26 protein-coding genes are annotated in these 22,454 nt (G+C 66.6%); 13 read left to right on the top strand and 13 right to left on the bottom strand.

Annotated features, from left to right (window positions below; all coding sequences use genetic code 11):
* The first annotated feature begins 79 nt into the window (after positions 1-79).
* The 6 genes from mreC to gap all read left to right on the top strand — a co-directional run bounded on the left by mreC (position 80) and on the right by gap (position 6,522).
* Entirely contained in the window at positions 80-970 is an 891-nt protein-coding gene (gene mreC / locus DESPIGER_RS09955) for a rod shape-determining protein MreC (protein WP_231927565.1), read from the top strand.
* 3 nt (positions 971-973) lie between these two features.
* Complete coding sequence (locus tag DESPIGER_RS09950; RefSeq protein ID WP_072336260.1) at positions 974-1,444, top strand: hypothetical protein; 471 nt, start codon at positions 974-976, stop codon at positions 1,442-1,444.
* Positions 1,431-3,440, top strand: coding sequence for a penicillin-binding protein 2 (gene mrdA, locus DESPIGER_RS09945; RefSeq protein WP_072336257.1), 2,010 nt, complete (start codon positions 1,431-1,433; stop codon positions 3,438-3,440). Before DESPIGER_RS09950 ends, mrdA begins: the two co-directional genes overlap by 14 nt.
* An 18-nt stretch (positions 3,441-3,458) precedes the next feature.
* Positions 3,459-4,565: a rod shape-determining protein RodA gene (gene rodA / locus DESPIGER_RS09940; RefSeq protein WP_072336254.1), complete on the top strand. Its 1,107-nt coding sequence runs from the start codon at positions 3,459-3,461 to the stop codon at positions 4,563-4,565.
* Between the two features lie 254 nt (positions 4,566-4,819).
* Entirely contained in the window at positions 4,820-5,374 is a 555-nt protein-coding gene (locus tag DESPIGER_RS09935) for a GAF domain-containing protein (RefSeq protein ID WP_006007425.1), read from the top strand.
* Positions 5,375-5,505: 131 nt separating this feature from the next.
* Entirely contained in the window at positions 5,506-6,522 is a 1,017-nt protein-coding gene (gap, locus tag DESPIGER_RS09930; RefSeq protein WP_072336251.1) for a type I glyceraldehyde-3-phosphate dehydrogenase, read from the top strand.
* A gap of 391 nt (positions 6,523-6,913) precedes the next feature.
* Here gap and DESPIGER_RS09925 read toward each other — a convergent pair whose 3' ends face one another.
* From DESPIGER_RS09925 to DESPIGER_RS09900, 6 genes are read right to left on the bottom strand one after another with little or no spacing between them, the layout of a single operon-like run.
* Positions 6,914-7,594, bottom strand: coding sequence for a DVU0298 family protein (locus tag DESPIGER_RS09925; protein WP_072336248.1), 681 nt, complete (start codon positions 7,592-7,594; stop codon positions 6,914-6,916).
* 16 nt (positions 7,595-7,610) lie between these two features.
* Positions 7,611-8,210 (bottom strand): lysine exporter LysO family protein, encoded by a 600-nt coding sequence (locus DESPIGER_RS09920; protein WP_072336245.1) that lies wholly within the window; start codon positions 8,208-8,210, stop codon positions 7,611-7,613.
* Entirely contained in the window at positions 8,207-8,569 is a 363-nt protein-coding gene (locus DESPIGER_RS09915; protein ID WP_072336242.1) for a LysO family transporter, read from the bottom strand. Before DESPIGER_RS09915 ends, DESPIGER_RS09920 begins: the two co-directional genes overlap by 4 nt.
* Positions 8,570-8,576: 7 nt before the next feature.
* Positions 8,577-9,479 (bottom strand): hypothetical protein, encoded by a 903-nt coding sequence (locus DESPIGER_RS09910; RefSeq protein WP_156831686.1) that lies wholly within the window; start codon positions 9,477-9,479, stop codon positions 8,577-8,579.
* A complete protein-coding gene (gene coaBC, locus DESPIGER_RS09905) occupies positions 9,461-10,690 on the bottom strand; it encodes a bifunctional phosphopantothenoylcysteine decarboxylase/phosphopantothenate--cysteine ligase CoaBC (protein ID WP_072336236.1) in 1,230 nt (409 codons plus the stop codon). Before coaBC ends, DESPIGER_RS09910 begins: the two co-directional genes overlap by 19 nt.
* Positions 10,687-11,319 carry a hypothetical protein gene (locus tag DESPIGER_RS09900; protein WP_072336233.1) on the bottom strand — a complete coding sequence of 211 codons (633 nt, stop codon included), beginning with the start codon at positions 11,317-11,319 and terminating at the stop codon, positions 10,687-10,689. The genes coaBC and DESPIGER_RS09900 overlap by 4 nt, the downstream gene beginning before the upstream one ends.
* A 206-nt stretch (positions 11,320-11,525) precedes the next feature.
* Here DESPIGER_RS09900 and queA point away from each other — a divergent pair, with 206 nt between their 5' ends.
* The 5 genes from queA (at position 11,526) to DESPIGER_RS09875 (ending at position 15,486) form a co-directional block, all read left to right on the top strand.
* On the top strand, positions 11,526-12,638 hold the full coding sequence (gene queA / locus DESPIGER_RS09895; RefSeq protein WP_072337709.1) for a tRNA preQ1(34) S-adenosylmethionine ribosyltransferase-isomerase QueA: 1,113 nt from the start codon (positions 11,526-11,528) through the stop codon (positions 12,636-12,638).
* A 192-nt stretch (positions 12,639-12,830) separates the two neighbouring features.
* Positions 12,831-13,052: a 4Fe-4S dicluster domain-containing protein gene (locus DESPIGER_RS09890; RefSeq protein ID WP_072336230.1), complete on the top strand. Its 222-nt coding sequence runs from the start codon at positions 12,831-12,833 to the stop codon at positions 13,050-13,052.
* A complete protein-coding gene (gene vorB, locus DESPIGER_RS09885) occupies positions 13,049-14,137 on the top strand; it encodes a 3-methyl-2-oxobutanoate dehydrogenase subunit VorB (RefSeq protein ID WP_072336227.1) in 1,089 nt (362 codons plus the stop codon). Before DESPIGER_RS09890 ends, vorB begins: the two co-directional genes overlap by 4 nt.
* Position 14,138: 1 nt before the next feature.
* Positions 14,139-14,954, top strand: coding sequence for a thiamine pyrophosphate-dependent enzyme (locus DESPIGER_RS09880; protein WP_072336224.1), 816 nt, complete (start codon positions 14,139-14,141; stop codon positions 14,952-14,954).
* Positions 14,947-15,486 (top strand): 2-oxoacid:acceptor oxidoreductase family protein, encoded by a 540-nt coding sequence (locus DESPIGER_RS09875; RefSeq protein WP_072336222.1) that lies wholly within the window; start codon positions 14,947-14,949, stop codon positions 15,484-15,486. Before DESPIGER_RS09880 ends, DESPIGER_RS09875 begins: the two co-directional genes overlap by 8 nt.
* Before the next feature lie 310 nt (positions 15,487-15,796).
* On the opposite strand, the gene DESPIGER_RS09870 is transcribed toward DESPIGER_RS09875, so the two are convergent.
* From DESPIGER_RS09870 to DESPIGER_RS09860, 3 genes are all read right to left on the bottom strand, one after another.
* Positions 15,797-16,294: a DUF805 domain-containing protein gene (locus DESPIGER_RS09870; protein ID WP_072336219.1), complete on the bottom strand. Its 498-nt coding sequence runs from the start codon at positions 16,292-16,294 to the stop codon at positions 15,797-15,799.
* A gap of 239 nt (positions 16,295-16,533) precedes the next feature.
* The gene (gene proB, locus DESPIGER_RS09865; protein WP_072336216.1) at positions 16,534-17,721 is read right to left on the bottom strand and encodes a glutamate 5-kinase; all 1,188 of its coding nucleotides are present in this window, start codon (positions 17,719-17,721) and stop codon (positions 16,534-16,536) included.
* Between the two features lie 147 nt (positions 17,722-17,868).
* Positions 17,869-18,306 (bottom strand): MerR family transcriptional regulator, encoded by a 438-nt coding sequence (locus tag DESPIGER_RS09860; protein WP_083575371.1) that lies wholly within the window; start codon positions 18,304-18,306, stop codon positions 17,869-17,871.
* Positions 18,307-18,446: 140 nt separating this feature from the next.
* Between DESPIGER_RS09860 and DESPIGER_RS09855 the strand changes: the two genes are divergently transcribed.
* Both DESPIGER_RS09855 and DESPIGER_RS09850 read left to right on the top strand, forming a co-directional pair.
* Positions 18,447-18,872, top strand: a complete 426-nt coding sequence (locus tag DESPIGER_RS09855; RefSeq protein WP_072336210.1) for an ester cyclase — start codon at positions 18,447-18,449, stop codon at positions 18,870-18,872.
* A gap of 60 nt (positions 18,873-18,932) precedes the next feature.
* Positions 18,933-19,640 (top strand): phosphatidylserine decarboxylase family protein, encoded by a 708-nt coding sequence (locus DESPIGER_RS09850; protein ID WP_072336207.1) that lies wholly within the window; start codon positions 18,933-18,935, stop codon positions 19,638-19,640.
* Positions 19,641-19,999: 359 nt separating this feature from the next.
* On the opposite strand, the gene DESPIGER_RS09845 is transcribed toward DESPIGER_RS09850, so the two are convergent.
* The 4 genes from DESPIGER_RS09845 to rplU all read right to left on the bottom strand — a co-directional run bounded on the left by DESPIGER_RS09845 (position 20,000) and on the right by rplU (position 22,382).
* The gene (locus tag DESPIGER_RS09845; RefSeq protein ID WP_072336205.1) at positions 20,000-20,425 is read right to left on the bottom strand and encodes a hypothetical protein; all 426 of its coding nucleotides are present in this window, start codon (positions 20,423-20,425) and stop codon (positions 20,000-20,002) included.
* Between the two features lie 77 nt (positions 20,426-20,502).
* A complete protein-coding gene (gene obgE, locus DESPIGER_RS09840) occupies positions 20,503-21,606 on the bottom strand; it encodes a GTPase ObgE (protein WP_072336202.1) in 1,104 nt (367 codons plus the stop codon).
* A gap of 138 nt (positions 21,607-21,744) precedes the next feature.
* Positions 21,745-22,017, bottom strand: a complete 273-nt coding sequence (gene rpmA, locus DESPIGER_RS09835) for a 50S ribosomal protein L27 (RefSeq protein WP_040369732.1) — start codon at positions 22,015-22,017, stop codon at positions 21,745-21,747.
* A 56-nt stretch (positions 22,018-22,073) separates the two neighbouring features.
* Entirely contained in the window at positions 22,074-22,382 is a 309-nt protein-coding gene (gene rplU, locus DESPIGER_RS09830) for a 50S ribosomal protein L21 (protein WP_006007380.1), read from the bottom strand.
* Positions 22,383-22,454 lie beyond the last annotated feature (72 nt).

The following is a 22,454-nucleotide window of genomic DNA, read 5'->3' as shown; positions in this document are numbered from 1 at the left end:
TTTGCCAGTGCAGGACGGCCCGTCGCCTTTTTCCGGCACGGCCGTCCTTTTGTTTCCTGCTGCTCTCACGGGTGCCATCGTGACGTTCCGACGCTTTCTCCTCATGGCGGGCGGCCTTCTGGTACTGTTTCTGGGCATGTATTCCTGGAACCAGCGCACGCACACGCTCGACGACATCGCCGCCAACGTGGGCCTGGAGATGAGCGGCACGGTGCTGGACACCTTCGATTCCGTCAAGGGCAGCGTCCTGGGCGCCTGGCGCCGCTATGCGGACCTGGTGGGCGTGCGCGAGGAGAACGAGCGCCTGCGCGCCCAGGTGGCCGAACTGCAGGCCCGCATCGTCTCCCACGGCGAGGATCTGGCGGAGCTGGCCCGGCTGCGCGAGCTGGTGCAGCTGCCCGTGGACAGCGCCTGGAAGCCCGTGGGCGCCCGCATCCTGGCCGGACGCATGGGCCCCAACGCCATCCAGGACAGCATCACCATCAACCGCGGCTACACCTCGGGCGCCCGTCCCGGCACCCCCATCGTCACCAACATGGGCCTTGTGGGCCGCGTGCTGCGGGCCAGCCCCCATGCCGCCACGGTGCTGCTCATCACCGACCCGGGCAGCCGTATCGCCGTGTTCGCCCAGCAGAGCCGTTCGGCCGGCATCCTGAGCGGCCAGGGCCTGGAACAGCCGCTGGAGGTGGGCTTCGTGGAACGCGACGCCCCGGTGACCGCCGGGGAGATCCTCATCACCTCCGGCCTGGACGGCAAATATCCCAAGGGCATCCCCGTGGCCACCGTGGACAGCGTGGCCCCCTCGGACTCCACCCAGTTTCTGGCCGTCACGGCCCGGCCCCTGGTGGACGTGCGCCGCCTGGAAGAAGTGCTGCTGCTGGAACCCAGCGGCATCAACCGGCCCCTGCGCCCCAGCGAGCCCGCCCCGGACTTCGTGGGCCCGCCCCGGCCCCCCAAAAGGGAGCGCTAGCCCATGCAGGCCGTGCGCAACATCTTCTGGTGGCTGTGCTTCGTGGCCCTGGGCATCTGCGTGCAAAGCCTCGTCCCCTGCCTCGATGCCCTGGTGGTGGGGCTGGTCATCCTGTTGCAGGAAAGGGACTACAAAAACCTTTGCTGGCTGCTGCCGCTCTTCGTCCTGCTGCAGGAAGGCATCGGCACCAGCTCCTTCGGGGCCACCATCGTCTGGTACGCGCTGGTCTGCCTGATCTACCGCCTGCTGCGCTGGCTGCTGGGCCTGGGGAACTTCTTCCTGGTGCTGCTGCTCTCCATCTGTCTGGGCGGGGCCTGCTTCGGCCTGGGCTGGCTGTTCGCGCCGCTCCATGCCGTGCATTTCGATCCGCAGGAATTTCTGGACAGGAGCCTGATACAGGCCCTTTACCTGCCCGTGGCCTGGTTGCTCCTGACGGCCACGCGGCCCCTGGCATGTTCGCATGACGAAGAATAGGCGCATCACCCCCCCTCCCGCTCCGGCACCGGCCGCCCCCCTGGCGGAGACGCCCCGCCGCAAGCGCAAGAACTGGCGCTCCTGGCTGACCATACAGGTGGAGAGCGAACGCTACCAGCCGCCGCGCAGCGGCATCCTGCTCCTGCAGGTGCTGGTGGGCATCTTCTTTTTCGTCTTCGTCACCCGCTTCTGGTATCTCCAGCTCCACCTGGGGCCGGAGATGACCACGCAGGCCCAGAAGAACCGCCTGCGCACGGAGCGCATCTTCGCCCCGCGCGGCCGCATCTTCGACGATCACGGCAAGATCCTGGCCGACAACCGCACGGCCTACGGGCTGGCCATCATCCGCGAGGACTGCCCGGACATCCCCGCCACCCTGGCCCAGATCAGCCAGTGGACGGACACGCCCCTGGAGCAGCTCCAGAACCGCTACCACCAGGACCGCTTCAAGACCAAGCCCTTCGAGGCCCTGCCCCTGGTCTCCGGGCTGGATTTCGGCCAGGTGGCCCGCATCGAGGCCGAGCTGGTCAACTGGCCCGGCCTGGAGATCATGGTCCGCACCAACCGCTATTATCCCGAAAAAGACCTTTTCGCCCATGTGCTGGGCTATGTGGCCGAGGCCAACAGCGCCGAGATGGAAAAGGACCCCGATCTTGCCATGGGCGACCTGGTGGGCAAGGCCGGTCTGGAGCTGGAACTGGAAAAGCGCCTGCGCGGCCACAAGGGCCTGTACCAGATGGAAGTGGACGCCCACGGGCGCATGCTGGCCAAGACCCTGAGCGAGGCCCCCAGCGCCGGGCAGGAGCTGTCCCTCTCCCTGGACCGCGACCTGCAGCAGGCCGCCTGGGACGCCCTGGCCGGCGAGGCGGGCTGCGTGGTGGTCATGGAGCCGGACACCGGCAAGCTGCGTGCCCTGGTCACCTCCCCGGCCTATGACAACAACCTGTTCGCCGCAGGCATCTCCCGCCGCGACTGGGAGGCCCTGCGCACCAGCAAGCGCTACCCCCTGCAGAACCGCGTCATCCAGAGCGTCTACCCGCCCGGGTCGGTCTGGAAACTGCTCATGGCCGTGTGCTTCCTCGAGAACGGCGTGAACCCCAGGGAGACGGTCTTCTGCGGCGGCCAGACCAAGCTGGGCAACCAGATCTTCCGCTGCTGGCGGCGCGGCGGCCACGGCAGCCAGACGCTGGAACAGTCGCTCATCAACTCCTGTGACGTGTATTATTACATCATGGCCGAGCGCCTGGGCATCGACAGGATCTCGGCCTTTGCCAAGCAATGCGGCTTCGGCAGGCCCACCGGGGTGGACCTGCCCCACGAACGTTCGGGCCTCGTGCCCTCGCGCGACTGGAAGCAGCGCTACCGCAAGCAGGTCTGGGTGCGCGGCGATACCTTCAACACCTCCATCGGCCAGGGCTTCACCCTGGTCACGCCCATCCAGATGGCCGTCTATGTGTCGGCCATGCTCAACGGCGGCGACCTGCTCAAGCCCCAGCTGCTGGAAGATGCCCCCCGCGAGGTGCGCGGCCGCGTCCCCGCCGAACTGGACCACCTGCGTTTCGTGGTCCAGGCCATGCGCCGCACGGCCGGGGGCGGTACGGCCAGGGTGGTGGGCCGCCACGATGCCGACATGGGCGGCAAGACCGGTACGGCCCAGGTGACCAAGCTGAAGATGACCGCCAATGACCGCCGCCTGCGCACCGCGGAGCTGGCCTACCTGCACCGCGACCACGCCTGGATCGCCACCTGGGGCAGCAAGAACGGCAAGACCTATGTGGTCATCGTCATGGTGGAACACGGCGGCGGCGGCTCCAGCGTGGCCGGCCCCGTGGCCAAGAAGGTCTATGAATATCTTTTCGGGCCGGATACCGCCGCGCCCGGCTACAGGGCCCCGGAAGCGCCCCGGCCCGCCGGCCTGATGCCGGGCCCCGCATCCGGTCCCCTGCCGGGCATGACCAACGACAGCAACGATCCCCCCAAGCGCCGTCGCCGCTGACGGCAATAGGAACGCCCCATGGACAAGCGCCTTCTCGGCTATATCAACTGGGCACTGCTGGCCTGCATGCTGCTGCTCTACTTCACGGGCGTGGCCAACCTCTATTCCGCCAGCGGCACCCGTGTGGAGACGGGCTTCGCCTTCGAGAGCTTCTACCAGCGCCAGCTGGTCTGGGGCCTGTGCGGCCTGGGCTGCATGCTGCTGGCCACGCTCTTCGACTACCGGCAGCTGCGCAACCTGGCCTGGCCCGCCTACCTGCTCTTCCTGGTGCTGCTGATGCTGGTGCCCTTCGTGGGCTCCACCTTTTACGGCGCCAAGCGCTGGATATCCTTCGGCCTGTTCACCATCCAGCCCTCGGAACCCGTCAAGATCGCCGTGCTCGTCCTGGTGGCGCGCCTGCTGGCCCGCGACAGCCAGCCCCTGGGCTGGAAGAGCTTTTTTTCCGTGCTGGCCGTGGGCCTGGTGCCCGTGGTCTTCATCCTCAAGCAGCCCGACCTCGGCACGGCCATGATGGTGCTGCTCATCATGGGCGGCATGATCCTGTTCCACGGCCTGCGCCGCTATGTGCTGGGCACCTGCCTGCTGGCCGTGCCGGGTGTGGCCGCCTTCATGTGGTGCGTGCTCATGCACGACTACCAGAAGCAGCGCGTGCTCACCTTCCTCAACCCCGGTGACGATCCCCTGGGCGCGGGCTACCACATCCTGCAGTCACGCATCGCCATCGGCTCCGGCGAACTGTGGGGCAAGGGCTACATGGAGGGCATGATGAACAAGCTCAACTTCCTGCCCGAGCGCCACTCGGACTTCGCCCTGGCCGTGTTCGGCGAGGAGTGGGGCTTTGTGGGCTGCGTGGCCCTGGTGACGCTGTTCTGCCTGTTCCTGCTCTCCATCTTCTCCACGGTGGTCCAGGCCAAGGACCGTTTCGGCAGCATGCTGGCCGTGGGGGTCTTCTTTTACTTTTTCTGGCAGATATGTATCAATATGGGCATGGTCATCGGGCTCATGCCCGTGGTGGGCATCCCCCTGCCCTTCATCAGCTACGGCGGCAGTGCCACGGTGGTGAACTTCACATTGCTGGGCATCGTGCTTAATGTTTCCATGCGGCGCTTCATGTTCAAGAGCTGAGCCCGGAGCCTGCCTGCCCGCACGGCAGGCGCGCCGGAAGGAGACCTCCCACCTCCTTTCCCGGGGCACAGCGGGACCCCGCCGCAACATCCATACGGATATCCCGTTGCCGGGCGACCGGCCGACGACTATCCCATCTCCGCCGCCCTGCGCGCGTCCGTCACCCCCGGTCACGCGCCTGCGCCCGGGGCGGCCAACGGCAATCACCGACGCCCTGCCGGGGAAGGCGTCACCCCATCCAAAGGAGGTCTTCCATGCCCCAGGATTATTTCCGCGCCCTGCGTGATGTGGCCCTGGCCATCAATGCCAGCCTTGACCCCAAGGACGTGCTGCACAAGATCAGCGAGCACACGGCACAGACCATGAACTGCAAGGCCTGCACCATCCGCCTGCTGGACAGCACCGGGCACTTCCTGCTGCCCAGCGCCGCCTACGGCCTTTCCGCCACCTACATGCGCAAAGGCCCCGTGGAAGTGAAACGCAGCGGTCTGGACAGCGAAGTGCTGTCCGGCAAGGCCATCCACCTGAAGGACGCCACCTCTGACGGCCGCTTCCAGTATCCCGAATCCGCCAAGGCCGAGGGGCTGGTCTCCGTGCTTTCCGCGCCCCTGAGCGTGGGCGGCAAGGTCATCGGCCTGATCCGCGTCTACTCCTCCGAGGAGCGTGAGTTCAGCGCCGACGAGGACAGCTTCATGATGGCCGTGGCCGCCATCTCCGCCGTGGCCATCGAGAACGCCCGCCTGCATGACGCCCTGCGCAACAATTACGAGCTGATGGCCAAACACGCCTACTCGGTCTACGAAGACTAGCGGGCCCTGCCGCAGGTCCCGGCCCGCCGGGCCCGGCGACAGGCGCCCCGGCATGGCGGCCTCAGGGGCCCTGCCCGGCGCCGTGCCGCTCCCCTCAAGACAGGATGCCCGCAAGGGCAAAGGTGAATACGATGAAAAAAGTTCGTGTCGGTATCAACGGTTTCGGCCGCATCGGCCGCCAGGTGTTCCGCGCCCTGCGCCAGAGCTACGCTGACCGCGTGGAAGTGGTGGCCATCAACGACCTCTTCGACGCCACCACCAACTTCCAGCTGCTGGAGTACGACTCCGTCTACGGCCGCGCCTTCCTGGACGCCCAGGTGGACGGCCAGGAAGTGAAGGTCGGTGACTGGAACATCCACTGCTTCGCCGAGCGTGACCCCCATCAGCTGGCCTGGGGCCAGCATGGCGTGGACGTGGTGGTGGAAAGCACCGGCATCTTCCGCAAGGCCTCCCAGGCGTCCGTGCACATGGACAACGGCGCCAAAAAGGTCATCATCACCGCCCCGGCCAAGGAAGAGGACATCACCATCGTCATGGGCGTGAACCACGACCAGTACGATCCCGCAAAGCACCACATCGTGTCCAACGCCTCGTGCACCACCAACTGCCTGGCGCCCGTGGCCCTGGTGCTGCAGCGCAACTTCGGCATCAAGCTGGGCAACATGACCACCATCCACTCCTACACCAACGACCAGCGCATCCTGGACATGGCCCACAAGGACCTGCGCCGTGCCCGCGCCGCCGCCTGCAACATCATCCCCACCTCCACCGGTGCGGCCCAGGCCGTGGCCAAGGTCATCCCCGAACTGGCCGGCAAATTCACCGGCTATTCCCTGCGCGTGCCCACGCCCACGGTCTCCGTGGTGGACTTCAACGGCATCCTGGAAAAGGAGACCGATACCGAGACCCTGCTGGCCGCCCTCAAGGACGCCAGCGAGACCTACCTCAAGGGCATCCTGGGCTATAACAGCCTGCCCCTGGTCTCCATGGACTTCAAGGGCGACCCGCATTCCTCCATCCTGGAAGCGCCCTACACCACCGTGCAGAACGGCAATCTGGTGAAGGCCGTGGCCTGGTACGACAACGAATGGGGCTACTCCAACCGCGTCTGCGACCTCATCTGCCTGATGCAGGAAAAGGGCCTGTAAAAAACGCCGCCCGGAGCGGGCCTCCCCTGCTCCGGCATCCCCATGAACACAAAAGGCCACCCGTAACGGGTGGCCTTTTTTCACATATCCGATAGGCCCGGCACCGGCAGGGGGGTACCGCCATGCCGCAATCGGCCTGTCGCCCGGGCTTCCTGTCCACCACACGGCGTTCGCGCCCTGCTCCCCTCCCTCCCCGGCTTCCCGTCCACCAGACACAAAAAAAATCCCCCGCAGCACCGGGGGACCATCGAACACGGTACGGACAGGGCGCCACGCTCCCCATCCAATGATCATAGCAGCGTTTTTTGAAGGGAAAGGGGGAGCTTGAGGGGGAGAGGGGGACTTTTTCCAAGAAAAAAAGTCCCCCTCTCCCCCGCAGCATGGCATCACTCTACCCCAGGGCCTCGCGGGCCAGCCCGGAAACGGTCTTCTCGACCATCTTCTCACCGTCGAAGATCTCGCAGATCTCCTCATGCCCGGCCTCGGCCAGACGGCGCAGGGCCGGGGCATCCATGAAGTCGCGGGGCAGCTGGGCAAGGGCCCAGGCGGCCATGCCGCGGCAGGGGATGTCCTCGTCCTCCAGGCCCTTGAGCAGCCAGGGCCGGGCGCTGGCGGCCAGTTCCGGCCGGGCCTGGGCCAGGCGGCCGATGGCCCAGAAGCAGGAACGGCGCAGCGGGCCGTGGTCGCAGAAGTTGTCGTCCCGGCCCAGGTCGATGACATAGGAGATGAGCACCCGGTGGAACTCCCTGGCCGCGCGGGGACAGGCGGCCAGCACTTCGCCGAAGGCTTCGGGGATGCCCCAGCCGATGTTGCCGGATTCCTCGTTCATGTGCCACATGAGGCGGCGCATGATGTTGTGCATGTCCTCGGCGCTGCCCTCTTCCAGACCGGCCACCACCTGCCCCAGGGCCAGGGCGGCCTTGTGGCGCATGAGCGGCTCCAGCAGCAGGAAGGAGAAGAGCGGCCCCACGGCGGGCTGCCCCATGGAGCGCAGTCCGGGCAGATGGTCACGCCAGTCGGGCGCGGAAAGCAGGTCTTTCAGTTGCTGTTTGACGGCACGCATACGGGCCATGACGCAGCTCCTTGCGTTACAGGGTACAGAAGAAGGTCACCCAGAAAGGCACGCTGAAATCCAGGATCATGGCGTGCACGATGGAAACGAACACCCACTGCCTGCCCGCGAAGCGGGTGATGACCGGCAGGGTGGAATCCATGGTGGACGCGCCGCCGCACGAGATGGCGGCCAGCGGGCTGATCCAGCGTACCATGAGCGGCGTGAAAAGCAATGTGGCCAGCTCGCGCATGATGTTGGCCAGCAGGGCCACGGTGCCCAGCTCCGCGCCCTTGTACTGGGTGATGAAGATGGACGAAAGGGAATAATAGGCAAAGCCCGAGCCCACGGCCAGGCATTCGCTCAGGGAATAGGCCAGCGTGATGCTGGCCAGGGCCGCCCCGGCAAAGGTGCCCACGGTGGTGGCCAGGGGCAGCAGCAGCACCCGGGGCCGCAGGGTACGCAATATCTCGCCCAGACGGCGGTCGTGCCCGATGGAGATGCCCACCAGGAACATCAGCGCATAGAGCACATAGAGCGTGCCGTCGTGCTCCAGGAAATAGTCCGGTATCCAGCCCAGCCGGGCCAGCAGCACGCCCAGCACGAAACAGCCCAGGATCATCAGGCTCCCGCTCATGCCCGGCCCTCCCCGTCTTCCCGGTCATGGCGCAGGCTCATGGCCGCGCCCGCGTCCTCGCTGCCGTCCCCGGCGTCCGCATGGCGCCGGGGCCCGGCACCGGGGAAAAAGCGGCGCACGGCCATGATGCAGATGATGCTGCCCGCCACACAGGCCACGGTGAGCACCAGGGCCTTGCCGCCCAGCACGGGCAGGTCGGCCATCAGGGCCTTGTTGCCGCCCACGGCCACGCCGAGGGCGAAGAGCATGAGCATGATGGTGGGGGAGATGGCGCGGCCCAGCAGTTCGGGCCACTGGAACGAGCGCAGGGCAAAGCCCAGGGCGATGCCCGTGAGCATCAGTCCGATAGCAGTGAACATGATGTTTTCAGCGTCTGGAGATCTGTTGCAGCGCCCGGCGCACAAAGGCCAGCATGGCCGCGTAGCGCTGCGGTTCGTCAAGAAGGAATTCCACGTCCCAGAGCACCCAGACCAGCGTGCCGCGATGGCGCAGCTGCTGGAGGGGACGCACCCCGGCGGGCAGCCCCAGGGCGCGGGCCGCCACGGAGCCCATGACCACCACGGCACGGGCATGCAGGGCCTGCACGCCGGACCAGAACACGTCGGCATTGGGCTGGTAGCGGGGCCTGTCCTCCCCCTCGGCCGGGGCCGGGGAGGCGGGCATGGCGTCAGGATCGGGCAGGCAGGCGGGCCAGAAGGTGCTGGTGCCCGCCGGATAGGCCAGATCCTGCATGAGACGGCGGAAAAAGGCGCTGCGCTGCGCCTTGCCCGGGGCCTGCGCCTCGCAAAGGTCCGGGCCGAGGTTCCAGTAGGTCCAGACCACCCGTCCCTGCCGGGTGCGCGAAAGACGCTCCTGCCAGACGGCGGGCCAGACGTGGGGCGGCAGGGGCCGCCAGCTCCTGGCCGCCGCGACGGCTGCCGGGGCCTGTTCCGCGGGCCGCGGGCGGGCCGGACGCCGCTGTTCCGGGGCGGGCGCCGCAGGAGCGGAAGCGGCGGGAGAAGCCGCAGGGGCACATCCCTGCCGCACGGCCTGGGCCGGCGCAGCGGACGCACGGTCCCGGTCTTCCTGATGCAGCTGGGAAGGCAAAGGACGCACGGGACGCGGCGCCCGCGGGGCCGCAGGCTGCGGACGGCGCACGGGCGCGGCCGGGACGGCATCCGGCATGGCGCACAGGGAGAGCTCCGGGGGCAGATCCCCGGGCATGAGCAGGCAATGGAGGCCGCGTGCCTGCCAGGGGGCCGCCAGCGGGTTTACAGGCGCAAAAGCCACGAACAAAGATCCCAGGCCACGTCGGCCTTGCTCTGGTTGGGCCAGATCTCTTCATGGCCGGTACGGTCCACCACGGCCATGCTGTTGGTGGCCGCGCCAAAGCCGCTGTCACCGCTGTTGACGCGGTTGCCCGCCAGCAGGTCGACATCCTTGCGGGCGCGCTTGCCCCGGGCCAGCTCCAGCAGGCTTTCCATGTCGGGCGTGGTCTCGGCCGCGAAGCCCAGCACTTTCTGCCCTTCCCGCCGCTGCTGCGACAGGGTCCGCAAAATGTCGGGATTGGCCGTGAAGCGGATGCTGAAACCGTCCTGCCGTCCTTCTTTCTTGAACTTCTGCGGGCCCAGCGGCTCGGGCGAGAAATCCGCCACGGCGGCACAGAACAGGCCCATGTCCATATGGGGCCAGCAGTCGGACGCGGCCTCGAACATCTCGCGGGCACTGCCCACGCCGATGCGCTCCACCCCGGCGGGCAGGTCGGGGCAGCCGGGCCCGCACACGGCCGTGACCCCGGCCCCGCGCAGCCAGGCGGCCGTGGCCAGCGCCGCGCCCATGGTGCCGCTGCTGGGATTGGTCCAGTAGCGCACGCCGTCCCACTTCTCGCGGGTGGGCCCCATGGTCAGCATGACGCGCTGTCCCGCCATGTCCTGCGGCGAAAGGGCACGCAGGGCGGCCAGGAAAAGGTCCTCCACCGGGGCCAGACGGCCCTGGCCGGTATCGCCGCAGGCCGTGCCGCCGCAGCCGGGCACGACGATCTCGGCCCCGCGCCGCCGCAGGGTGGCCACATTGTCCTGCGTGGCCGGATGCCGCCACATGCGCGGGTTCATGGCCGGGGCCACCACCAGCGGCCCGTCAAAGGCCAGCGCCTGCGCCGAAAGCATGTCCGACGCCGCTCCGGCCGCCAGACGCGACAGGGCGTCGGCCGAGGCCGGGGCCACCAGCATGGCCTGGGCCCGCTGGCCCGGTTCCAGATGATCGAAGACCTCGTCGCCCTCGAACATGCGGCCATAGACCGGCATGGCGCCCAGGGCCTCGAAGAGCAGGGGCGTCACGAAACGGCGCGCGCCGTCGGTGAGGGTGACGGAAACGTGGATGTCCAGGGCGTGCAGGGCGCGCAGCAGATCCAGCGCCTTGTAGCAGGCGATGGAGCCGCACACGCCCAGATGCAGGCGCCTGCCCGCGAAACGGCGGCTGCTGCGGAAGGGCGACGCGCTCACAGCGGACGCTCCTGCAGACCGCTGCCGGAGGAGGAGCCCCAGCTCTCGCTGGTGCCCACCGGGGGCGGGGTGCCGCCGCCGTCGGGCGTCTCGAAACCGCCGCCCGTGGCAGGCCCGCTGCTCTCGAAGCCGCCGCCGGGACCGCCGCCAAAGCCGCCGCTCTGGCTGCCTTCGCCGCGCAGGGGCAGGAGGTTCAGGGAAGATCCGTCGGGCAGCTTTTCCGAGACCCATATCTCGGCCACGCAGCTGTAGACCGTCTGTGAGGAGAGGCTGATCACGGCAAGGCGGTTGCCGCTCTCGAAGGCCAGCATGATGCGGTCGGCCTTGCGCAGGCTCATGCGCAGGTTCCAGCCCGCGCCCTGCATGGAGCTGAACAGGCTTTGCGCCACCTGCATCCTGTCGGCCTGACCGTATGCGGTCTCCATGCCCTGGGGCTGGCCGTCGCTGCCGGTGGTGCGCGCGCAGTGCTGCGCGGAAAGCTCCATGCCCGCGGGCAGGCCGATGCCCAGCAGCTGGCTGTGCGTGGCGGCCGGAGAGGATTCGAAGGGGTTGCTGATGCCCAGGTCGGCGCAACCGGCGGCGCTGGCCAGGGAGACCCCAAGGATCAAGGTGACAAGTAGGCGTCGCATTGGCTATACTCCTTCAACTGTCGTCCGGGAGGCCGGACAGCCCGAAAAGGATAGCCTCTCCGGCACGGACTGACAAGCGTCTCTCCGGCTGCCCGGCTGCGCCTCCCCGTACGGGGCGGACAGGAAAAAACGGCATCGCCCGGCCCTGTCCCGACGGCAGATGTTGCGGCCGCCCCGCGGCCCGGAGAGTAATGAAGGAAAAAACCATGCCGCCTGTTTTCGTTTCCGAAGATGATTTTCTGCTGCAAAACTATACCTATGAGCTGCCCCAGGAGCAGATAGCCCAGTATCCCCCGGACCAGCGGGGCGCGTCGCGCCTGCTGACCATGCGCCGCAGCGGTGCCCTGGGCCTGGAACACCACATGTTCAGCGACCTGCCGGACTGCCTGCCCGAAGGCGCCCTGCTGGTGGCCAACAATTCCCGCGTGCTGCAGGCACGGCTGCTGGGCAGCCGCAGTACCGGCGGCAAGGTGGAATTCCTGCTGCTGACGCCCCTGCCGCTGGTGCGGGCCGACGCCACGCCCGTCAAGGGCCGCGAGGACACCTGGTGCGCCGAGGTCAGCGGCCTGATCCGTTCCGGGGGTAGCGTGCGCGAAGGCGAGACCCTGCATTTCGGCGCGGGCATCAGTGTGACCATCCTCGAATGCGGCACCTTCGGCCACCGGCGTGTGCGCATGTGCTGGAAGGGCGACGTGGCCGAGGCCTTCGCCGCCACCGGGCACATCCCCCTGCCGCCCTACATCAAGCGCTCCGATGCCGAGGAAGATTTCAGCCGTTACCAGACCATCTACGCCCGCGAGGAGAAGACCGGCTCCGTGGCCGCGCCCACGGCGGGCCTGCACTTTACCGACGAGCTGCGCGAGACCCTGCGCCGCCGCGGTTTCCAGTGGGCCGAAGTGACCCTCTATGTGGGCTACGGCACCTTCAGCCCCGTGCGCTGCGAGGACATCCGCAACCACCAGATGCACCGGGAATATGTGGAACTGCCCGAAGAGACGGCCGACGCCATCGCCGAGGCCAAGGCCCGGCACCGGCCCGTCATCGCCGTGGGCACCACCTCGGTGCGCACGCTGGAGGGCGTGGCCCAGGTCTGCGGCCGGGCCAAGCCCTTTGCCGGCTGGACGGACATCTTCCTCTATCCCGGCCGTCCCTTCCGCGTGGTGGACGGGATCATCACCAATTTCCACCTGCCCGAGTCCTCCCTGCTGATGCTGGTCTCGGCCTTCGCGGGCCGCAAACGCATCCTGGAGGCCTATCAGGAGGCCGTGAAGGAAGGCTACCGCTTCTTCTCCTACGGGGATGCCATGCTCATCCGGTAGGCGGCATCCGTGCGGGGGGGCCACCGGCAGCGCCGCGCGAAAGATATCTTTTGGGGATGCCCCGCTCCCGCACACGGGGCAGACGGCATCCGGCAAGCAGCCCTTCGGGGCACGAGACAAACATCCGCATGGAGAGGCACCCTGTGGCAGGATGCCGCGCCATGCGCAACCTGTATCGATCAGGGGAACAGCATGTCGCGAATTGTTTTTCTGGAAGAACGCTGCAAGGGCTGCGGCCTGTGCGCAGCGGTCTGCCCGGCGCACATCATTCGCCCCTCGGGACGGTTCAACCGCCAGGGCTATGAGGTGATGGAAACCGAAGGCCGCTGTACGGGCTGCGCCTCCTGTGCGCTCATGTGCCCGGACGTGGCCATCCGTGTCTTCAAATCCCAAAAAACGGAGAAGACCGCATGAGTCACGACCGCATTCTCATCAAAGGCAATGAAGCCGTGGCCTTTGGCGCCCTGGACGCCGGCTGCCGCTGCTATTTCGGCTATCCCATCACGCCGCAGAACGAGATCCCCGAGACCATGTCCCTCCGGCTGCCCGAATGCGGCGGCCAGTTCGTGCAGGCCGAGAGCGAAGTGGCCGCCATCAACATGCTGCTGGGCGCCGGCGCCTGCGGCATCCCGGCCATGACCTCCTCGTCCAGCTGCGGCATCTCGCTGATGCAGGAAGGCATCTCCTACATGGCGGGCAGCCATATCCCCGCCGTCATCGTCAACATGGAGCGCGGCGGCCCGGGCCTGGGCGACATCGGCCCCTCGCAGGGCGACTACTTCCAGGCCGTCAAGGGCGGCGGTCACGGCGACCACCGCAACCTGGTGCTGGCCCCCTCCACGGCGCAGGAATGCTATGACATGATGTTCCTCGCCTTCGCCCTGGCCTTCAAGTACGCCAACCCGGTCATGCTGCTGGGCGACGCCATCGTGGCCCAGATCAAGGAGCCCGTGCGACGCCAGCCCCCGGCCGACGCCCTGAGCCCCGAGGCCCTGGCCGAACTGGCCGCGCCCTGGCGCATGGAAGGCTACGGCAAGCGCGGCCCCGGCGCCAGGCCCCGTCTGCTCAAGTCCGTGTACCTGGCCGAAGGCGCCCTGGCCGCCCGCAACCGCCTGCTCATGGAAAAATACGCCGCCATGCAGGCCGAAGCCTGCGCCGAATGCTGGAACACCGACGACGCCGAACTCGTGGTGGTGGCCTTCGGCTCCATGGCCCGCATCGCCCGCAGCGCCGTCCGCAAGCTGCGCGAAGAAGGCCTCAAGGCGGGCCTGTTCCGTCCCAAGACGCTCTATCCCTTCCCGGCCGGCGCCCTGCGCGCCCTGGCTCCGGGCCGCCGCTTTCTGGTCATCGAACAGAACACCGGCCAGATGGTGGAAGACGTGCGCCTGTCCCTCATGGGCGAGAACGCCAGGGTGGACTGGCACGGCGTCATGCCCGGCCTGTTCATCGGCGCCGATGCCCTGGAAGATCCCATCCGTCAGGCCTGCAAGGAGAACTAAGATGCACGCGCACGAACTTGAACAGGCCCTTGTGCCCCAGGATGGCGAGACCCTGGTCTTCGACACCAATCCCGTGCTCAACGAGCGCGTGACCCACTACTGCCCCGGCTGCCACCACGGCATCGCCCACCGACTGGTGAGCGAGGTGCTGCACGAGCTGGGCGTGGCCGACAGGACCATCCTGGTGGCCTCCGTGGGCTGCGCCACCTTCACCTATGACTACTTCAACGTGGACGGGCTCGAAGCCCCCCACGGCCGTGCCTGCGCCGTGGCCACCGGCGTGCGCCGCGCCCGTCCCGAAAGCGTGGTCTTCACCTATCAGGGCGACGGCGACATGGGCGCCATCGGGCTGGCCGAGTCCATCCACGCGGCCAACCGCGGCGAGCTCATCACCGGCATCTTCATCAACAACACCGTCTACGGCATGACCGGCGGCCAGATGGCCCCCACCACCCTGCTGGGCCAGAAGACCACCACCAGCCCCCGCGGCCGCGACATGGCCCGCCACGAAGGCGGCCCCATCCGCATGGCCGAACTCATGGCCCAGCTCTCCGGCGTGGCCTATTCCGAGCGCTGCGCCCTGGACAGCGTCAAGCATGTGCGCGCGGCCAAGAAGGCCCTGCGCAAGGCCTTCGAAGTGCAGCTGCAGGGCCTGGGCTTCGGCTTCGTGGAGCTGCTCTCCGGCTGCCCCACCAACTGGCATATGGACCCCGTCAGCGCCAACAGGCGCATCAGCGAGGCCATGATCCCTGTATTCCCTCTGGGCGTGTACAAAGACGTGACCGCCCAGGCCGAAAGCGAGGTGCAGCATGGCTAAGTATCAGGACGTCATCATCGCCGGTTTCGGCGGCCAGGGCGTCATGCTCATCGGCAACCTGCTGGCCCAGGCCGGTATGGAACACGGCCTCGAAGTGAGCTTCATCCCGGTCTACGGCGCCGAGATGCGCGGCGGCACCGCCAACTGCACCGTGGTGCTGGACGAACATCCCGTGGGCTCGCCCCTGGTCAACACGCCCCGCTCCATCATCGTGCTCAACGAGCCCTCGCTGGCCAAGTTCCAGCCCCGCCTGCACCCCGACGGCGTGCAGATCGTCAACGCCTCGCTCATCTCCGAAGGCCTGCTGGACGGCAGGCACCGCACGGTCTACATCCCGGTCAACGACATCGCCCACGAACTGGGCAATGTGAAGCTGGCCAACATGGTGGCCCTGGGCGCCTGGATCAAGGCCACCGGCTCCCTGCCCCTGGACGCCGTGCAGGAGGCCCTCAACCGCGTGGTCAGCGCCCACTACGCCAAGCTGATCCCGGTCAACGCCAAGGCCCTGCAGGCCGGCTACGACTTCGCGTAACCAGCTGGACGGGGGAAGGGGCCCCCTCTGCTGGCGCGAGAGGGGTCCCCTTCCCCCGTACCCCCATCCCTCCCCAGCGCGCTTTGTCCAAGCCCCACGGTCCGCCATGCGGCGGACCGTGGGGCTTTTTTGATGGCAGGCGGATATGCGCGGCAACAGACTGGCGGCACAGGGATGCCCAGCGCGAGAAATGGTTTTGAGGGCCTTGCATGGAGAGCCTGGCGATCTTTGCGCTGTTCCTGTGCGCATAAAAAAAGCGGGGCCACCGGGCTCCGCTTCATCAGGTGTCTCCCGAACAGGGAATAGTGGCCTAGCCTTCTTTGGCCCCCTCTTCCTCGTCCGCGGCAGCGGCGGCCTTCACGCACGGCACCGGGCCGTACTTGTTGGGGCCTTCCTGTCCGCCGGCGAAGCAGAGGAAGAGCAGCAGCGTGCCGGTGATGAACAGCCAGGCATAGTGCAGATAGAGCATGTAATCCGAAAGGTGCCCTTCGTTGTTCATGTAGTTGGAAAGGCCGAACATGGGCAGGATGACGGTGATGGTCAGCCAGACCGTCCAGATGCCGCCGGGCAGGTTCAGGTCATGCAGGCGGCGGATGCCCACGGCGCTGAGCGGGATCATCAGCAGGGCCCAGAGCATGCCCACGATCATGGGCGAGGTGAACCACACGGCCAGGGCCCCCAGGACCAGGAAGAACAGCAGGAACCAGATGAACTCGGCCCGGCAGCTGCGACCGTAGCAGCGGGCGAATTTGCCGAAACAGGCGGCGATGGCCGCCCCGGGCGTCATGACAGTGTGTTTGCCGGACATGGTCCCTCCCTGATCATGCCGCCGCATCCGGCACAAGGCCTTCCGCAGGCAGCGCGTTGAAAAATACGTTCCGCGCGGTCCGCCAGGCCGCGCACACGCCGTACCCGGGCCCCCGTCCGCGCCCGTGGAAGGGCCCGCCCCCCGGATGACGCCCCCGGACGCCGTGCCCCTGAGCCGTCGCCCGCGGGCACCGGCGGCCATGCCGCACAGGCTCTCCTGCCCGGGAAAGGATGTACCGCCTAGACGGCGGCATCCATGAGCAGATTGTCGCGGTGGATGACCTCGGGGTAATGGGCGTCGCCCAGGATGGCGGCCACCTCATGGCGCCGCAGGCCCATGATCTTGCGCAGGTCCGCGGCGCTGTAATTGGACAGGCCCACGCCCAGGCCGGCGTGGCTGTCGCTCTCGCCCAGGCGGGCCACGCGCACCAGCGCGCCTTTCTGGAAATTGCCCAGCACCTGCCGCACACCGCCGGGCAGCAGGCTGCCGCCCTTGCTGAGCAGGGCCTCGGCCGCACCGGCATCCACCAGCACCGTGCCCGCCGGATCGGACTGGTAGGCCAGCCAGAACTTGCGCCGCGGGATGGCGTGTTCCTCGGGACGGATCCAGGTGCCCACGGCCTCGCCGGCAAAGGCGCGCGCCAGCACGTCCGCCTCCCGGCCGGGCAGGATGAGGGTGGGCACGCCCAGCTGGGCGGCACGGCGCGCGGCCTGCAATTTGGAATACATGCCGCCGGTGCCCACGCTGGTCTTGCCGCCGCACATGCGGCCCAGATCCAGGCCCGCCACGTCCTCCACGCATTCCAGGATGCCCGCGTCGGGCACGTCCTGCGGGTTGGCCGCGTAGACGCCGGGAGCCGAGGTCAGGTTGATGTAGAGGTCGGCACCGATAAGGTTGACCAGCAGGCTGGCCAGGCAGTCGTTGTCACCGAATTTGAGCTCGCTGACCGAAACCGTGTCGTTCTCGTTGACGATGGGCAGCACGCCCCAGTCCATGAGCTCGGCAAAGGTGTTGCGGGCATTGAGGAAGCGCTGCCGGGCGCGCAGGTCGTCGCGGGTGAGCAGCACCTGCGCGGTGGGAAAATCATGGGCGCGGAAGACCTCGTCCCAGGCGCGCATGAGCTGGCCCTGTCCCACAGCGGCAGCCGCCTGGCGGGCGGACAGGCCGGAGGTCTCGCCGCTGTGGCCGTGGGCACGCAGGACGGCGCGACCGGCCGCCACGGCCCCGGAAGAGACCAGCACCAGACGGCGTTCATGCCCGTCCGGCGCGGTGCGCAGGGCGGCCATCTGACGGGCCAGGCTTTCCAGCACGGGCGTGCCCAGCCCCCGGGCATCGGTCAATACCGCACTGCCCACCTTGATGACCACCACACGGGCACGGGCCAGTGCCTGTGCTTTTTCCTGTCGCCAATCGGCCTGTCTTTCCATAATCGCTCCTGCAAGGGCTCTGAAACATTCCCGTCCGCCTCCGGCGGACGCCGCCTGACCATAGCCCAAAGCACGACAAACAGCCAGTGTGCAAAGTGGCAGTGTTTTCCAGCAGGCGGCCCCATCTTCCGGCCGCCCCTCCCTCCTTCATGAGGGGTCATGCGGGAATCGCGCATAATCGGAACAGGCGGGGCACGGCGCCCCCAGCGTCTCCATGATCCTGTCCCCTTTTTCCTTTCCTCCGGCCGGGTCGGCGACCAGGTCGTCCAGTTTGCGGAGCAGGGCAGTCAGCGAGGCGATCTGCGCTTTTATGTTTTTCCTGTGGGATTCGACGATAGCGACGATGTCCCCATCATGAAGGACACCGTCATCATCCTTTAGCGACAACAGTTTTTCGATGTCGGCAAGCGACATGCCGTGGTTGCGGCAATGGCGGATGAAGCGCAGGCGCTCCAGATCGTTCTGATCGTAGATTCGGTAGTTTGACGCCGTCCGCTTTGCGTTGGGCAGCAAGCCGATCTTTTCATAGTAGCGGATGGTGACCGCCGGGCAGCGGGAAATTTTTGCGACCTCTCCTATCCTCATGTTCACCTCTCCGACGTGCAGGGGACGACATCGCAAGAAAAGTGCTTGACCTTATAGCTGCTATAAGGATTAGCGTCAATGCAGACCTCCTGGAAGGATACGCGGATCCGCACTACCACCACCCAGCAAGGAGCACATCCATGTCCCCTGAAGAAAACAAAGCTGTCGTCAAAAAGTTCTATCAGCTCATCGAAGAGAACAACTACGATGCGCTGAAGGACCTGTGCCACCCTGATTTCCGCTTCTACTCCCAGATAGACCATCCCCTTTCGGCCGATGAGTTCATCCGGCAGGAAAAGAACCATATGGACGCCTGCCCGGGCTTTACCATGCGCATCCACAACATGTTTGCGGAAGGCGACAAGGTGGCCTGCTATCTGGTCTATGAAGGGGTCCACACCAGGCCTTTTCTCGGCCTCCCGCCCACGAACAAAAAGGTGCGTTTTTCCCTGATGTTCATGATCACGCTCAAGGACGGGAAATTCCTTGAGAAACGGGCCCACTATGACGGCGCCGACATCCTGAGGCAGCACGGGACGGACTTTTTGTGTCCGTCACTCGTGTAGCCTGACTGGGGAAGGCCTCCCTGCCCGTGCATGGAGGCCTCCCAGCTTGGAGACATACGCATGAAACATCCCCAAATCGGCATATGCAGGGAAGGTTTCCCGTTCCTCGCCCTTGTCGCGTTCAGCGCGCTCCTGTTCGCCCTCCTGGGGCTCTGGTTCCCGGCCCTGGCCTTTTTGCTCGTGCTCTGGCTGTCCAGCCATTTTTTCCGTGATCCCGACCGGGTATGCCCGCAGGAAAGACATTGTGCCCTCAGTCCGGCCGACGGCAGGATCGTGCGGATCGAGCAGGTCGGCGAGCCGTTCACGGGGGAGCGGCGCACCTGCATCAGCATCTTCATGAACCTTTTTGACGTGCACGTGAACCGGATGCCGGTCGATGCCACCATCAAGGACATCCGCTACTATCCCGGCAAATTCTTCAACGCGTCCCTGGACAAAGCCTCCCGGGACAACGAACGCTGCGCCTATGCCCTGAAGGCCGATGACGGGGATTTCGTCATGGTACAGATCGCGGGGCTTATAGCCCGGCGCATCGTCAGTTATGCGGAGATAGGCGGCATGGGCAAAAAAGGGGAACGCATCGGCATGATCAAGTTCGGCTCCCGTGTCGATCTCTACCTTCCCCCGGACTACATGCCCCGTGTGGCGGTGGGGCAGAAGGTCTTCGCCGGCCAAAGCATCGTCGCGGCACGGCGGCAGTCTTGCAGCGCCCTGCCCTCGGAAGACAGCGAAAGGCATCCTTCCCCCGAAAGCCTGTCTGCCGAATGAGCGGGATAAAAGTCCCGGCCCTGTGATCCCGCACGAAGCCGACACGCCGATTCCCTGCCGTCCTTCGAAACATCATTGATGACGGGCAGGGCCGACAAGAGGGACATCACCAGAAATCCCCCGCATATGGCGTCATGGTCCCCTGCCGGAGCCGTGACGAAAAAAAGGACGCCGGATAATCCGGCGTCCTTTTTGGTTTCTGTGATGATCTGAGGGGGGAGTGCACCGGACCATGCCCGACATCTCCCCGGCTGACGGCAGGCTCCCCGGCGTTACGGAATGACGTTCGGGAGCTTTGCCGGACAACAGGGAGGCTGGGAGGCTGCGCCCCGCCCCTCATGAAATACACGAGAGACGGCCTACTTGTAGAACTCCAGCGAGTCCACGATGCCCTGCAGGGCGGGATGGCCGGTGCGGCCCACGATGCTGGCCACGCCGTGCATGCCGTCGAAGGTCCAGAGGCAGACCTCCAGCGGCAGGTCGCCCGCCATGCCCTTGAGGCCGTAATAGTTGCCGTTCTGCGCCACACGGGCGGCGTGCAGCTTCTGCTCATAGTCGGCCGCCAGCTGTTCCGGCGTCATGGTCCCGCTGGCGGCGGTGACGATGGTGACGCTCACGGACTTGTCCGGGGCCACCAGCACCACGCCTTCGCCCACGTCCGGCACGGCGGTCACGGTCCAGCCCTCGGGGGCGACCACGCGGAAGGTCTGCCTCTCCACAGGGGCGGCCGGGGCGGTGGCGCACAGGGCCAGCAGCAGGAGGCAGGACAAAAGGATATGTTTCATGCTTCTCCTCCTGAGTGACGAAAAACGGGGCAGGAGCACGGCCTGCCAGGCGGCCCCGCGGCCCCGCCCCGCACGCGTCACTCGCGGGTGTAGATGACTTCGATGTCCTCGAACTCCTCTTCGTCCACGTTCCCGGCTTCCACGAAGTGGTGCAGGGGCTCGTGCACCTGCACTTCGTCGCGCAGCTTCCAGAGCGCGGCCACCAGATCCCCGATGCCGATGCCGTCACGGGCCGAGATGAAGAAGACCTCGCGGCCGTCGGCACGGGCGCGGGCCCGCAGCCCTTCCAGACGCTCCTCGTCCACCAGGTCGATCTTGTTGATGACCTCGATCTGGCGGCGTTCGGCCAGTTCGGGGTCGAAGCGGCGCAGCTCCTCGTTGATGAGCTCGAAACCGGCCCAGGGGTTGTCGTCGCTCACGTCCTCGATGCTGAGGATGTGCACCAGAAAGCGGGTGCGCTCCACATGCTTGAGGAAGCGGTGGCCCAGGCCCTGGCCTTCGTGGGCGCCCTCGATGAGGCCGGGGATGTCGGCGATGACCATGCGGCGGTCAGGATCGTATTCGTCGATCATGACGCCCAGGTTGGGGGTCAGGGTGGTGAAGGGATAGGCCGCGATCTTGGGCCGCGCCGCCGAGACCTGCGAGATGAAGGTGGACTTGCCCGCGTTGGGCAGGCCCAGCAGACCGGCGTCGGCCAGGATCTTCAGTTCCAGGCGCAGCTCGCGTTCCTCGCCGGGCTCGCCGGGCTGGGCGAAACGCGGGGCGCGCATGGTGGACGTCTTGAAATGCTCGTTGCCCATGCCGCCGCGACCGCCCTGGGCGGCCACCACTTCCATGCCGGGCTCGCGCAGGTCGGCCAGCAGGTATTCCTCGCCCATCTCGTCGCGGGCATAGACCAGGGTGCCCACGGGCAGGCCCAGGATGAGGTCCTCGCCCTTGCGGCCGTTGCACTGGCTGCCCATGCCGGGCTGGCCGTTGCGGGCCTCGTACTGGCGCTTGAGGCGGAAGTCGTAGAGGGAAAGCAGGCGGCTGTCCGCCTTGAGGATGACGGAACCGCCCCTGCCGCCGTCACCGCCGTCCGGCCCGCCGCGGGGCACGAACTTTTCACGCCGGAAAGACACGCAGCCGTGGCCGCCCTTGCCGGCCCGGACCTGGATGGTAGCTTCGTCCACAAAACGCATGAAACATCTCCCGGGTGTCGCCACCCTGATCTTCGGGACGCCTTGCGGGCGTACCGCAGGCCGCAGGGGCCTGAAAAAGCAAAAAAGGGAAGAAGCCCTGCGGCCTCTTCCCTTCAAAAATCACGCCTTGCCGCGCCGTTATTCGGCAACGGGGGCTTCCACATGCACGCGGGTGAGCACGCGACGCTTGCGGATGTACTTTTCAAAACGCACCACGCCGTCAACCTTGGCGAACAGGGTGTAGTCCCTGCCCATGCCCACGTTGGTGCCGGGATAGATCTTGGTGCCGAGCTGACGCACGATGATGTTGCCAGCCAGCACGTTCTGGCCGCCAAAGCGCTTCACGCCGCGTCTTTGGCCCGCACTGTCGCGGCCGTTACGCGAAGAGCCGCCTGCTTTCTTATGAGCCATGGTATACTCCTTACAAGGCAGATTGCCGTGCGTCCCCGCGGGGACACGCCGCCAAGCTAGCCGTTAATGCTTTTGACGCGGATGGTGGTGCAGTCCTGACGATGACCGCGCAGCTTGCGCGAGTCGTTACGACGCCAGCGCTTGAACACCATGACCTTGGCGCCGCGGCCCTGTTCCACCACTTCGGCGGTCACGGCAGCGTTTTCCACATAGGGAGCGCCCACTTTCACGTCGGCGCCGCCAAGCATCAGCACCTTGTCCAGCTTGATTTCGCTGCCGGCTTCGCCAGCGAGCTTTTCCACAACGATCTTGGAACCTTCTTCGACGCGGTACTGTTTGCCGCCCGTTTCAATAATAGCGTACATGCTCTTAAACCTCCGAAAAGAGAGAGGCCTGTTTGCCTCATGCTGCAAGAAAAGTCAAGTGATTTTTGTTCT

It is taken from the genome of Desulfovibrio piger, assembly GCF_900116045.1.
Lineage (GTDB): Bacteria > Desulfobacterota > Desulfovibrionia > Desulfovibrionales > Desulfovibrionaceae > Desulfovibrio > Desulfovibrio piger_A.
Note: the sequence above shows the minus strand (reverse complement) of the source record. Positions and strands in the feature narration are given on the sequence as shown.

What these genes read in the sequence shown, in the direction of transcription:
- vorB (WP_072336227.1), top strand. Translation starts at nt 13,049, where the DNA reads ATGAGTCACGACCGCATTCTCATCAAAGGCAATGAAGCCGTGGCCTTT.
- DESPIGER_RS09950 (WP_072336260.1), top strand. Translation starts at nt 974, where the DNA reads ATGCAGGCCGTGCGCAACATCTTCTGGTGGCTGTGCTTCGTGGCCCTG.
- DESPIGER_RS09860 (WP_083575371.1), bottom strand. Translation starts at nt 18,306, where the DNA reads ATGAGGATAGGAGAGGTCGCAAAAATTTCCCGCTGCCCGGCGGTCACC.
- rplU (WP_006007380.1), bottom strand. Translation starts at nt 22,382, where the DNA reads ATGTACGCTATTATTGAAACGGGCGGCAAACAGTACCGCGTCGAAGAA.
- DESPIGER_RS09925 (WP_072336248.1), bottom strand. Translation starts at nt 7,594, where the DNA reads ATGGCCCGTATGCGTGCCGTCAAACAGCAACTGAAAGACCTGCTTTCC.
- DESPIGER_RS09900 (WP_072336233.1), bottom strand. Translation starts at nt 11,319, where the DNA reads ATGCGACGCCTACTTGTCACCTTGATCCTTGGGGTCTCCCTGGCCAGC.
- DESPIGER_RS09920 (WP_072336245.1), bottom strand. Translation starts at nt 8,210, where the DNA reads ATGAGCGGGAGCCTGATGATCCTGGGCTGTTTCGTGCTGGGCGTGCTG.
- gap (WP_072336251.1), top strand. Translation starts at nt 5,506, where the DNA reads ATGAAAAAAGTTCGTGTCGGTATCAACGGTTTCGGCCGCATCGGCCGC.
- DESPIGER_RS09850 (WP_072336207.1), top strand. Translation starts at nt 18,933, where the DNA reads ATGAAACATCCCCAAATCGGCATATGCAGGGAAGGTTTCCCGTTCCTC.
- DESPIGER_RS09935 (WP_006007425.1), top strand. Translation starts at nt 4,820, where the DNA reads ATGCCCCAGGATTATTTCCGCGCCCTGCGTGATGTGGCCCTGGCCATC.
- DESPIGER_RS09870 (WP_072336219.1), bottom strand. Translation starts at nt 16,294, where the DNA reads ATGTCCGGCAAACACACTGTCATGACGCCCGGGGCGGCCATCGCCGCC.
- mrdA (WP_072336257.1), top strand. Translation starts at nt 1,431, where the DNA reads ATGACGAAGAATAGGCGCATCACCCCCCCTCCCGCTCCGGCACCGGCC.
- rodA (WP_072336254.1), top strand. Translation starts at nt 3,459, where the DNA reads ATGGACAAGCGCCTTCTCGGCTATATCAACTGGGCACTGCTGGCCTGC.
- DESPIGER_RS09875 (WP_072336222.1), top strand. Translation starts at nt 14,947, where the DNA reads ATGGCTAAGTATCAGGACGTCATCATCGCCGGTTTCGGCGGCCAGGGC.
- DESPIGER_RS09880 (WP_072336224.1), top strand. Translation starts at nt 14,139, where the DNA reads ATGCACGCGCACGAACTTGAACAGGCCCTTGTGCCCCAGGATGGCGAG.
- DESPIGER_RS09855 (WP_072336210.1), top strand. Translation starts at nt 18,447, where the DNA reads ATGTCCCCTGAAGAAAACAAAGCTGTCGTCAAAAAGTTCTATCAGCTC.
- proB (WP_072336216.1), bottom strand. Translation starts at nt 17,721, where the DNA reads ATGGAAAGACAGGCCGATTGGCGACAGGAAAAAGCACAGGCACTGGCC.
- queA (WP_072337709.1), top strand. Translation starts at nt 11,526, where the DNA reads ATGCCGCCTGTTTTCGTTTCCGAAGATGATTTTCTGCTGCAAAACTAT.
- DESPIGER_RS09890 (WP_072336230.1), top strand. Translation starts at nt 12,831, where the DNA reads ATGTCGCGAATTGTTTTTCTGGAAGAACGCTGCAAGGGCTGCGGCCTG.
- DESPIGER_RS09845 (WP_072336205.1), bottom strand. Translation starts at nt 20,425, where the DNA reads ATGAAACATATCCTTTTGTCCTGCCTCCTGCTGCTGGCCCTGTGCGCC.
- DESPIGER_RS09915 (WP_072336242.1), bottom strand. Translation starts at nt 8,569, where the DNA reads ATGTTCACTGCTATCGGACTGATGCTCACGGGCATCGCCCTGGGCTTT.
- obgE (WP_072336202.1), bottom strand. Translation starts at nt 21,606, where the DNA reads ATGCGTTTTGTGGACGAAGCTACCATCCAGGTCCGGGCCGGCAAGGGC.
- rpmA (WP_040369732.1), bottom strand. Translation starts at nt 22,017, where the DNA reads ATGGCTCATAAGAAAGCAGGCGGCTCTTCGCGTAACGGCCGCGACAGT.